5 protein-coding genes are annotated in these 11,204 nt (G+C 63.5%); 4 read left to right on the forward strand and 1 reads right to left on the reverse strand.

All coding sequences use genetic code 11. The features are described from left to right. The first annotated feature begins 156 nt into the window (after window positions 1–156). From LJY18_RS22330 to LJY18_RS22345, 4 genes are read left to right on the forward strand one after another with little or no spacing between them, the layout of a single operon-like run. Window positions 157–1,170 (forward strand): YCF48-related protein, encoded by a 1,014-nt coding sequence (locus tag LJY18_RS22330; protein WP_238044642.1) that lies wholly within the window; start codon window positions 157–159, stop codon window positions 1,168–1,170. A 10-nt stretch (window positions 1,171–1,180) separates the two neighbouring features. Then, entirely contained in the window at window positions 1,181–3,655 is a 2,475-nt protein-coding gene (locus LJY18_RS22335) for an efflux RND transporter permease subunit (RefSeq protein ID WP_238044645.1), read from the forward strand. A 39-nt stretch (window positions 3,656–3,694) separates the two neighbouring features. Next, entirely contained in the window at window positions 3,695–5,587 is a 1,893-nt protein-coding gene (locus LJY18_RS22340) for a DUF1302 family protein (RefSeq protein ID WP_238044648.1), read from the forward strand. An 18-nt stretch (window positions 5,588–5,605) separates the two neighbouring features. Then, complete coding sequence (locus LJY18_RS22345) at window positions 5,606–6,919, forward strand: DUF1329 domain-containing protein (RefSeq protein ID WP_238044651.1); 1,314 nt, start codon at window positions 5,606–5,608, stop codon at window positions 6,917–6,919. A 141-nt stretch (window positions 6,920–7,060) separates the two neighbouring features. On the opposite strand, the gene LJY18_RS22350 is transcribed toward LJY18_RS22345, so the two are convergent. Further along, window positions 7,061–11,167, reverse strand: coding sequence for a DEAD/DEAH box helicase (locus tag LJY18_RS22350; RefSeq protein WP_238044654.1), 4,107 nt, complete (start codon window positions 11,165–11,167; stop codon window positions 7,061–7,063). Window positions 11,168–11,204: the final 37 nt, after the last annotated feature.

Here is an 11,204-nt window from a genome sequence, read left to right on the forward strand (position 1 = left end):
TCCCGCCGCGCTGCATTTCCTCGCTGAACAATCCTCACAGAACATATAAATCCATACATTTCAGTAACTTGTAAACCAATACAGGAGACTGGCACAGGCGTTGCTCTAGGGTTACCAACCGCTGCAAGACAACAACAATCGAAGTGGTGACCTGTAATGAGCTTCACTCTAAAGCCGCGTAACGGCGTGCCCTACGCTATTGCCACCCGTCTACCTCGCTCGCCGTTCGCCCTCGTCCTGCTGCCCATGCTACTGGCCGGCTGCGAGGCCGAACTGAACCTGGCGGCAGTCACCCAGGAAACCAGCCACGCCAGCCTGCGCACCGACCATTACCAGGCGTTGGCCAGCAACGCGGCAGTCAGCGTGCTGGTCGGCAACGACGGCGTGGTCCTGGTCAGCCAGGATCAGGGCCTGACTTGGCAGCGCCAGCAACTGCCGGGGCAGCCCGGCCTGATCGATGTGGATGCCTGCCCGGACGGCAGTTTCATCGCCCTCGGTTTCGACAACCAGCTGTGGCACAGCGCCGATCAGGGCCTGAGCTGGAATGCCCAGGCGTTACCGACCCAGGAGCAGATGCTCACCGCGACCTGCGCCCCCGACGGCGCCTGGTGGGCGGCGGGCGGCTTCACCACCCTGCTCAATAGTCAGGACCAGGGCGCCAACTGGGATGAAGCCAGCCTGGACGAAGACGCCATGCTCACCACCCTGCAGTTTCTCGACGCGCAGCAGGCGGTGGTCACCGGCGAGTTTGGCCTGGTCTTCAGCAGCACCGATGGCGGCCAGAGCTGGCAGGCCAGCGGCCGTCTGCCGGAGGAGTTCTACCCGCACGCCAGTCGCTTCGTCAGCCTCGACGAGGGCTGGGTCGGCGGCCTCAACGGCTTCATCTACCACACCGTCGACGGCGGCCAGAGCTGGCAACGCCAGGGCACCCCGTCCGCCGCACCGATCTTCAACTTCAGCGTCAACCGCGACGGCCTGTTCGCCATCGGCGATCACAGCAGCGTGCTGCGTCTGAGCGGCGAGCGCTGGCTGGCAGTGCCCACGCCGAATGCGCCGGCTTACCTGCGCGCCGCCAGCAACGGCGACGACCATCGCCTGACCGTGGCCGGTGGCCGCGGCCTGCTGCTCAACCTCGATACCCGCCCGGCCCTGGCCGCCCAGGCTCAGTGAGGCTATGACCATGTCCATGCACCGCTTCACCCATTTTTTCTACCTGGCCAAGCTCTGGCTGTTCCGTAACCCGCGCCGGGTGCTGGCGCTGATCGGCGCGCTGACCCTGTTCTTCGCCCTGCAGATTCCGGCGCTCAAGGTCTATACCGACTTCGCCGACCTGCTGCCGCAGCAACACCCCTATATCCAGCTGCACAACAGCATCAAGGACACCTTCGGCGGCGCCAACGTGCTGGTGATCGGCGTCGAGTTCGAGGACGGAGACCTGTTCAGCAACGCCAACCTGGCCACCCTCGACCGGGTCACCCAGGCGGTGGACAACCTGCCAGGGGTCAACCACAACCTGGTCAGCAGCCTGACCCACCGCAACTCGCGCAAGATCTGGCTAACCGAGGTCGGCAGCATCAACTCCGAGCCCTACTACCAGCCCGAATTCGGCCAGCTCGATGAAGCCCAGCTAAGCGCGATGAAGGCCGACGTGGTGGCCAACCCGCGGGTCTACGGGCCGCTGGTGTCGCCGGATCTCAAGGTGGCGCTGGTCAAGGCGCAGCTGATCGAGGGCCAGCTCGACTACGAACAGACCTTCGCCCAGCTGCAGGCCCTGCGCCAGGCGGAAGTGCGCGACGGCGTGCGCCTCTATGCCACCGGCCAGCCGGTGCTGGTCGGCTGGGCCTACACCTACATGGAGCAAATCCTGCAGATCTTCGTGTTCACCGTGTTGGCCATGCTGGCCCTGCTGGTGTTCCATTTCCGCAAGGCCTACGGCGTGCTGATTCCGCTCGGCGGGGTGATGATTTCGACCATCTGGGGCCTGGGCATCATCAGTCTGCTGGGCTATAACCTCGACCCGCTGGGCTTGGTGATTCCCTTCCTGATCGCCGCACGGGCCATGAGCCACGGCGTGCAACTGGTGGAGCGCTACTACGCCGAGGTGCGCGAGCGCGGCGACGGTCAGCTGGCCGCGCGCGCCACCTTCGACAGCCTGTTCCGCCCCGGCACCCTGGGCATCGCCTCGGACGCCATCGGCCTGGCGCTGATCGCCATCGGCTCGATCGCGCTGAACACCAAGCTGGGCATCTACGCCTCGCTGTGGGCGACCACGGTGATCTTCTCGGTGCTGATCGGCGTGCCGCTGCTGCTGTCGATCCTGCCGCAGCCGAAGAACCCCGAGATCAAGGAAACCGTCCTGCGCCACATCGGCGCCACCTGCGCCGCCACCGTGTCGCGCCCCGGTGCCGCCGGCAAGCTGCTGGGGCTGGCCGCCCTGGCGATCGTCGCCGGGCTGTGGGCCGCTTCGCAGGTGCGCATCGGCGACTCCGAGCCCGGCTCGCCGATCCTCTATCCCGAGCACGACTACAACCTGTCGTCCAAGCAGATCAACGACCGCTTCCCCGGCTCCGAGGAGCTGTACATCATCGCCGAGCACGCCGAGAACGGCGGGATCAAGCGCCCGGAAGTGCTGCGCGCCCTGCAGTCGCTGCAGGCGCACATGCTCGGCGACCCGGCGGTGGGCGGCAGCAAGGGCCTGCCGGACCTGGTCAAGCAGGTCAACCGGCTGATGCACAACGACGACCCGCGCTGGTTCCAGATCCCCCATGACGCCGATTACGTTGGCGGGCTGATGTTCACCTACATGGCCTCCAGCCCGATCCCCGGGGCGCTGGACGAGTTCAACGACACCGACGACCGCATCGCCAACCTGGTGTTCTATTACAAGGATCGCCAGGGCGAGACCATCCGCCGCGCCATGCACATGGCCAAGCAGTGGATCGCCGAGCACGGCGAGGACGTGCCGGGCCTGAGCATCCGCCTGGCCGGCGGCACCCTTGGCGTCGCCGCGGCGATGAACGAGTCGGCGTTCGAGACCAACCTGCTGGTCCTGCCGCTGGTATTCCTGCTGATCTTCGCCTTCGTCATGGTCTTCTACACCAGCTGGCATGCCGGCCTGATGATGCTGATGGCGATGCTCTTCGCCACCGTGCTGACCTACGCCTACATGGGTCTGGCCGGGATGAGCATCGACATCAACACGGTGCCGGTGATCGCCGTGGGCATCGGCGTCGGCATCGACTACTCGATCTACATGATGGACCGCATCCGCGAGGAGATGGTCAAGAGCGGCAACCTGTCCGCCGCGGTGCACCGCGCCATCGCCACCACCGGCATGGCGATCAGCTTCACCGCGCTGACCCTGATGGCCGGCATCGTCATGTGGGTACTGCTCTCCGACCTGCGCTTCCAGGCCGACGCCGCCAAGCTGCTGTGCGTGATGATCGTGATCAACGGCATCGCCGCCATGCTCCTGGCCCCGGCCTGGGTGCTGGTCTTCAAACCTCGCTTCATTACCGATGCCTATGTCGATGAGGACGGCGTGATCCACGCCGGCCAGGACGCCGAACCGATCCCCGCAATTCCCACCGATCCGTTGCCGACTTCAGCGCAGCCGGACGGTGGGCTGCTGTCCGAGGCGCGCCAACCGGCCTGAGCCGGAATGCATCAACAACCCACCGCAAGAGGTTCTGCCATGCAGACAAGAATAAGAAAAAACCTGAAACACTGGACCCTGGCCGCGCTGGCGGGCGCGGGCAGCGGCCTGACGCCACTGGCCGCTGTCCTGGCCGACGAGGAAATGCAGGTCACCGGTTTCGTCGAGAACGCCACCTTCGCGCGCGATAGCGTCGGCCTGTCGAAGTTTCGCAATACGCTGCAGATCAATGCCGACCGCAAGTTCGGCGACCTGGGCCAGCTGAACTTCAAGAACACCGCCTTCCACGCCACTTTCCGTGGCACCTATGACGGCGTCTACGACCTCAACAGCAGCGAGTACGGCAGCGGCGCGGGGGGCGCGATCGAGCTGGAGGACACCGGCGCGATCAACCCCGCCAGCTCGGTACCGCATGGTGGCGGCTTGAAGCTGCCGAACACCTTCAACGTGGCCAACAATCCCAACGAGGGCATGATCGTCCTCGGCGAGAACCTGCACAAAACCCGTGGCGGCGTCGGTTTCGGCGTACCGGTACGGCCCTGCGACAAGGACAGTCGCGGCTGCATCGACGACTACCTCGACTACAGCAGCAACGACCTGCGTTTCCCCGAGTTCAACGATCGCCTGGATTTCATCCGCGAGCTATACGTCGACTTCGACAATGAACTGCCCAACGGCGACATCCTCAGCTGGCGCCTGGGCAAGCAGCAGGTGATCTGGGGCCGCACCGATCTGTTCCGGGTGCTCGACGTGATCAACCCGGTCGACTATTCGCGCAACAACATCTATGACGAGCTGGAAGATATCCGCATCCCCATGTGGATCGCCAAGGCCGACTGGCGCATGGGCGCTGGCGAGCTGTTCGACGACCTCAACCTGTCCTTCGTGTGGAATTTCGACAAGTTCCGTCCGCACAACCTCGGCCAGTGCGGCGGCCCCAACTCGATCCTCGATGCGGCCTGCTTCTTCCGTGGCATGAACAACCTGTGGGAAAACGGCGGCACCGTTTCCAACTTCGCCTTCGGCGACACCGCCACCGACTTCGGCCCCGGTCAGATCGGTATCCGCAAGGCACACATGCCGTCCTGGAGCCTGTCCAACAGCCAATTCGGGATCAAGCTGGAAGGCGTTTATGGCGACTTTGGCTTCAGCCTCAACGCCCTCACTTACCGCTCCCAGCTGCCTTCACTGCGCGGTGGCATTCCGGCGCAGAACGGCTTCACCGGTGAAACAGGGGTATGGCCGAGCTTGATCGCGTTCGATATCCACTTCCCGCGGGTCAACTTGCTCGGCGGCTCGATGGACTACTACTCGCAAGCGATCGATACGGTATTCCGCGTCGAGGTAGCGCATACCGAAGGTGAGGAGTTTGCCAACACCCTGCAGCCGCGACTGTTCTCCGAGTCGGACGTGACCCGCTACGTGATCGGAGCGGACAAGAACATCTTCATTCCAGCACTCAACCCCGGGCGCGCCTTCCTGTTCTCGGCCCAGTTGTTCGGCCAACACATCCACGAACACCAGGAGGAGAAACGTGTACTGGGCAAGGTCGGCATGCCGGACTGGGAGCAGAACTGGATCGGCACCCTGCTGGTCAAGGGCTGGTGGATGAACGACCGCCTCAGCCCGCAATTGCTCGCCGCGCATGACTTCAAGGCCCAGGCCACCGCCATCGCCCCGAGCATCGAGTACCTGTTCAGCGACAACCTGAAGATCACCGCCGGCGCCAACATCAAGGTCGGTCGTGGCGCCCGCGAGTACGACGACTGCCGTACCTGCAACCCCTGGGATCCCTTCACCAGCGCAGGTCAACCGGAAGGCATGAGCCTTGGCCTGTCCGGCTATGAACCCCTCGGTCGTTTCCGCGCCGGCCCTATCGGCATGGCGCAAAAGGAAGACGAACTGCAACTGACTCTGCGCTACAGCTTCTGATCACCACGAGGAAGACCCATGAACAAGCAATTCCGCTTCCGTTTCGCCGCCCTTACCCTGGCAATGAGCGCAGGTGTCGCCCAGGCCGACTCGGCCGTGATCGACCGTTCGTTCTATCCCTACCAGGCCGAGAAGCCGGCCTTTGCCGGGCTCAGCGCCGGCCTGACCATCAACCAAGCCAACATCGCCCAGTTCAAGGACATCATCGATCCGGCCTTCTACGGCTTTATCGAGAAGGGCTGGCTGGACATGCAGGTCGGCGAGACCACCTCCTTCGACCTGCACCCCAACTATGTCGAGGCCACCCGTCAGGGCCAGGACAAGGTCAAGCTCGGCGCCAAGCCCGGCGAGATCGAAGGCTGGGTCGCCGGCAGGCCCTTCCCCCAGGAGCCGGACGCCAATGACCCGCGCGCCGGCGAGAAGCTGGCCTGGAACTACAAGTACGGCTACAACTGGGGCGACAGCGCCGCCATCTCGCCGTTCTACTGGAAGTACCGCGACCTGGACTCGGCCAAGGTCGAGCGCACCATCAAGTTCGACTTCCACTTCCTCAACTTCACCGGCCGGGTCAACCAGGAACCCACGCCGGCGATCACGCCGAACCCCTCGCAGCTGTTTCGCGGCATCTACGTCAAGGTTCTGGAACCCTATGACGTGCGCAACACCCAGCTGCTGATCCACCGCGCCCAGGACGACCTCAAGCGCGACAACTCCTGGCTCTACCTGGGCTTCCAGCGCCGCGTGCGCCGCCTGGCCACCGGCCAGGTGACCGATGCCTTCCTCGGCTCGGACCTGATGATCGAGGACTTCGAGGGCTACAACGGGCGCATCTCCGACATGAACTGGACCTACAAGGGCACCAAGTTTCTGTTGATGCCCTTCTACAACCACAACGACCTGACCCTGGACAGCGAAACCCACCAGGACAGCGACGGCTACCAGGTCGTGGCCTTCGCCGGCCAGGGCGGCTGTTTCCCCAACATCACCTGGCAGCTGCGCAAGGTCTACGAGGTCGAGTCGGCACCGGTCGAAGGCAGCCACCCGCTATCCAAGCGCGTGCACTACGTGGATGCGCAGACCTTTACCGTGCCGCGGACCATTTCCTATGACCGCAAGGGCAGCCTGTGGAAGACCTTCACCATCGGCCAGGCCCACCCCGATCATCACCTGGCGAAGAACAAGGACAGCGGCGTGTCGATCGACGACAGCTTCAGCATGATCGACGTGCAGGCCATGCACTGCACCACCGGCCAGTTCAAGGGTCAGGTCGACCCGGAAATGAGCAAGCCGGAAATGTTCAGCGTGCAGCACATGCGCGCTACTGGTAACTGAAGTCCCACCTGCAAGGCCAGCCCCCGGGCTGGCCTTCGTGCTCAATCATCCCCTCACAGCCTGTCGCCATCGATGACATCTCGTCGATGGCGACAGGCTGTAGTGGTCAACTAATCCCCATGGGCCAGGTATCCGCTCGCGTTACTCGACCTGGTCACCCTTGAGCAGACTCAGCAGCGCATCGGCATCCAGCTTGCCGCTGACCTCACCACCGCCCAGCAAACTGTCGGCAAGGTCGCGCTTTTTCCCGTGCAGGGCGACGATCTGCTCCTCGATGGTGTGCTCGGTGACCAGCCGGTAGATGGTCACCGGGCGCTGCTGGCCCATACGGTGGGCGCGGTCGCTGGCTTGATCCTCTACCGCGGGGTTCCACCAGGGGTCGAGGTGGATCACGTAGTCGGCAGCAGTCAGGTTGAGACCGGTACCGCCGGCTTTCAGGCTGATCAGGAAAATCTCGCCGATACCGGCCTGAAAGGCAGCCATGCGTGTCTGGCGCTCTTTCGGCGGGGTGGCGCCATCGAGGTACTGATAGCTGATGCCCTGCTCATCGAGCCAGCCACGAATGATGCTCAGGTGGTCGACGAACTGGCTGAACACCAGCGCCTTATGGCGGTTGTCCAGCAGCTCCTCGACGATTTCGGCAAAGGCGGCCAGCTTGCTGCCACTCAGACCGCAACCCGGCATGACCAGGCGCGGGTGACAGCAGAAGCGCCGCAGACGGGTGATCTCCGCCAGCACCTGCAGCGACTTGCCAGGCGCCGTAGTGCTCAGCGTGGTCAGGGCCTGCTGGCGCAGCGCCTCGTACAGGTGCCTCTCCTCGCTGGACAACGGCACCTTGTAGGTAATCTCGGTGCGCGGTGGCAGTTCGTCGAGCACCTGGCTTTTCAGTCGACGCAGAATGAATGGCTGGATCAGGGCCTTCAATGCCTTGCGCGCGCCCTGTTCGCCACGCTCGATCGGCGTGGAGAAGCGCTGGGCGAAACGGTCCTGGCTGCCGAGCAGACCCGGGTTGATAAAGCGGAACAGATTCCACAGCTCGCCCAAGTGGTTTTCCACCGGGGTGCCACTGGCGATCAGCTTGAAGTCGGCCTGCAACGTCATCGCCGCTTGCGAGCGTTTACTCTGCGAGTTCTTGATCGCCTGGGCCTCATCCAGCACCACGCTGGTCCAGTGTTGACTGGCGAACGCCTGGTTGTCCTGCTGCAGCAGACCATAGCTGACGATCACCAGATCAAACGGCCCAAGGCCTGCGAGGTGACGGTTCTGCTGATAGATGTGCAGCCTGAGCGTTGGCGCGAAGCGCGCGGTTTCCGACTGCCAGTTGAGCGCCACCGAGGTCGGCGCCACAACCAATTGCGGCCCCGCAGGTGCCCGGTGCAATAGCAGCGCCAGGGTCTGCACGGTTTTACCCAGGCCCATGTCATCGGCCAGGCAGGCGCCGACCCCCCATTGGGCCAGGCGCGCCAGCCAGTCGAAACCTTCGCGCTGGTAATCGCGCAGCTCAGCCTGCAGAGTGCTTGGCACCTGCGGCTGGTAGTGCTTGAGTGATTCGAGCTTGTCCAGGTGCGCTTGCCAGCCAGCATCGGCCTGAAACTCGCCGGCCTCCTGTGCTAATCCAGCCAACAGCGGGGTAGTCAGCAGGTTCAGGCGCAGACCGTCATCGCCAACCTGGTCGGCCAGATGGGCCAACTCGTCCAGACGCTTGCGCAGGCTGTCGCTCAGGGCCAGCCAATCCTGATCACCAAGCTTGAGGAAGCGCCCGGTGCTGGACTTGAGCAACTCCAGAAGTTGACGCAAGTGCAGCACGCGGCCATCGTCCAGCTGCACTTCACCGCTGAGCACGAACCAATCGCCCTGCTGCTTGAGCCCGAGCTTGAGTTGGCCCATGCCCGGCCGCGCCCTGATCCGCATGCGCTCGCCTTCCGGCCATACGCATTGCAGCCAGTCGCCCTCCAGCACCTGCAACTCACTCAATACTTGCAGGGCATCCTGTGGCTCGGCCAGTTGCCACTCCTGACCATCGGTGTCGGCCTGCGCCAGCGCCGGGCAGGCCTGCAATACCCGCTGCAACGCAGCGGTTTCTGCGTGCAGGTCACGGCTGGCCTGCAGCGCTTTACCGTCTAGCTCACCGAGTATGTTTTCCAATCCATGGCCGGGTTTGAACCAGCTGCTGCTGGCCAGCGGTCGCACCAGCAATTGCAGGCGCAGGCCTGCCTCCAGCGGCAACAGGTGGGCATACAAGGTACTGTCGGCGGCGACGCTGTCGAGATGGCCGGCCAACTCGGGCAGGTCCGAGTGGATCGGTAATAGCGGTGCTATCGCACTTATGGCCTCGACCAATTGCGCCTTGGCGGCCTGCGGCACACTCAGGCCGTCACCGACTATATCGGCTATCTGCCGTAGCTCACGGCTGACCGGGTAAACCAGCAGGCGTGTCGGCGTCTCCTTGCGCAGCAATACGCCAGGGTTGCCTTGCACACCATTGGGCTCGAGTTTGAGGTGGATCTGTGTGCCTTGCGACTTCAGCTGCAGACTGATCTGGCCAAGCAACAAATCGATGCGCACATCGGGTGCATCGGCCCAGAACAAGGCCGGATGCCCAACCAGTCGGGGCAAGGCGTGCTCGGCAGACAGCTCATAGCGCGCCCCGCCATAGTAGAAATCGGTACCCGGCTGAATCATGCGAATCGTCTGCCTGTCCTGCTCCAGGAGGAAGTCCAGACTATCGGCATCCTCGAACAGGCGTTTGAGGGCCACGGCGCGCCCTTTGCTCCACCCCTTGGCACCGAGCTTCTGCTCGCGTGGCTCGACACTCAGCTGATTAGGGTTGAAGGTGACGAACCAGGCCAATCGCGCCGACTTCTGGATCTGGGCAATCCCCGACTCGGCCTTGCCCGGCTTGAGCAGGGACAGTGCGGTCAAGGCATGCTGCCAGGCTTCCTGGCGCTGATAGAGGCTAACCAGAGGCACCAGGCCTGCAGCCTGGTGCCAGCCCGGCCGGCGCCGCGGCTGGGCAAACTGCTGCGCCAGCAGAGCATCCAACTCCTCAGCGAGCCAGTGGTAGTCCGCCGCCGCCAGGTTGTCGCGAAAGCCACTGACCTGCTCCCGCCAAACTGGCTCGCGCACTACCTCAGCATTCGCCCAGTACAGCCCCAGGGCCAGCAGCAGGCCATCGAAACCACTGAACGACAAGGGCTCGCTAAGCCCAGGATCAAGCCGCCGCCCACTCGCCTGCTGCTGTTCGACCAGCATCTGCAGAGCTGGGTAAGCCCGGCCGTAATACTCCTTCAGGCCCAGGCTGACCGCCTGCTTCAGCGCCGGATACAGCTGTTTGTCAGCACTGGCCAACAACAACAGGCAATAGAAACCATTGAGTATCGGCGGCAGGTCAACTTTGCGCTTTTTGCTCTGCCGCTTGATCGCCAGCAGCCATTCCTGCATGGCCAGCAAGGCTTGCGGATACTGGCCACGCAACATCAGCTGGATAAACTGCTGCATGAACGCCAGACCACCCTGTCCCAACGCTTCAAACTGCAACCAGTCGCCACGCCACAAGGCCTGCAGCATCAGCTGCAACGACAATTCCACACTGACCGAAGAGTCGGCGACCAAGGCCAACCCCTGTCGATAAGCCTCATCTGCCGGTTGCAACTGCCAGTTCACCTGCTCCAGATAATCTTCCAGCAACAGGCTTTTGACCTCATGCTTGAGTGTGGCAAACACCTGCCTGCCCGGCTCGTCTGCCAGTAGTTGCTGGCAAGGCGACTCGCCCGTAAGGGTCTGGCGCAGCGAACTCGACTGCAGCAACGCCAGCCCCTGCCGCACGTCACCTGTCTGTCCACCCAGGATGGCCAGCCACAGACTCAGCCGCTGACTCGCCTGGCTGGGAATATCCCAAGCGCTACGTTGCGGTGCGATGCTGCTACGCAGCGCAAGTAACCAGCTGTCTTTGCTGACGTCGCTATTGAGCTGCTGCAGCACCAGATTGCGCCGCTCCGGCGGCAAGCAATAGGGCTGTCCGCCGCCGCCTAGACTGACCCAGTCGAGGCGGTGCAGCATCGCCAGTATCTCGCTCAGCGCCGGCCCGTCCATCGCCCGGCTAGAGGTGCTGCGTACCCCCATCTCGCGCAACTGCTCAAGCAAAGCGGTTTTATGCTTGCCCGGGAAAGACAAAGCCAGCACATAGAGCACCGCCTTGTAGGCATCCGGCAGGGCGGCAAGCCCGAAAGGGGTCACAGGGGCGGACATCGGCAAACTCCAGCCTCAGAAGGAACAACAGGACGCG

The sequence above is a fragment of the Pseudomonas sp. MMS21 TM103 genome (assembly GCF_022132145.1).
In the GTDB taxonomy this organism is placed as follows: domain Bacteria; phylum Pseudomonadota; class Gammaproteobacteria; order Pseudomonadales; family Pseudomonadaceae; genus Aquipseudomonas.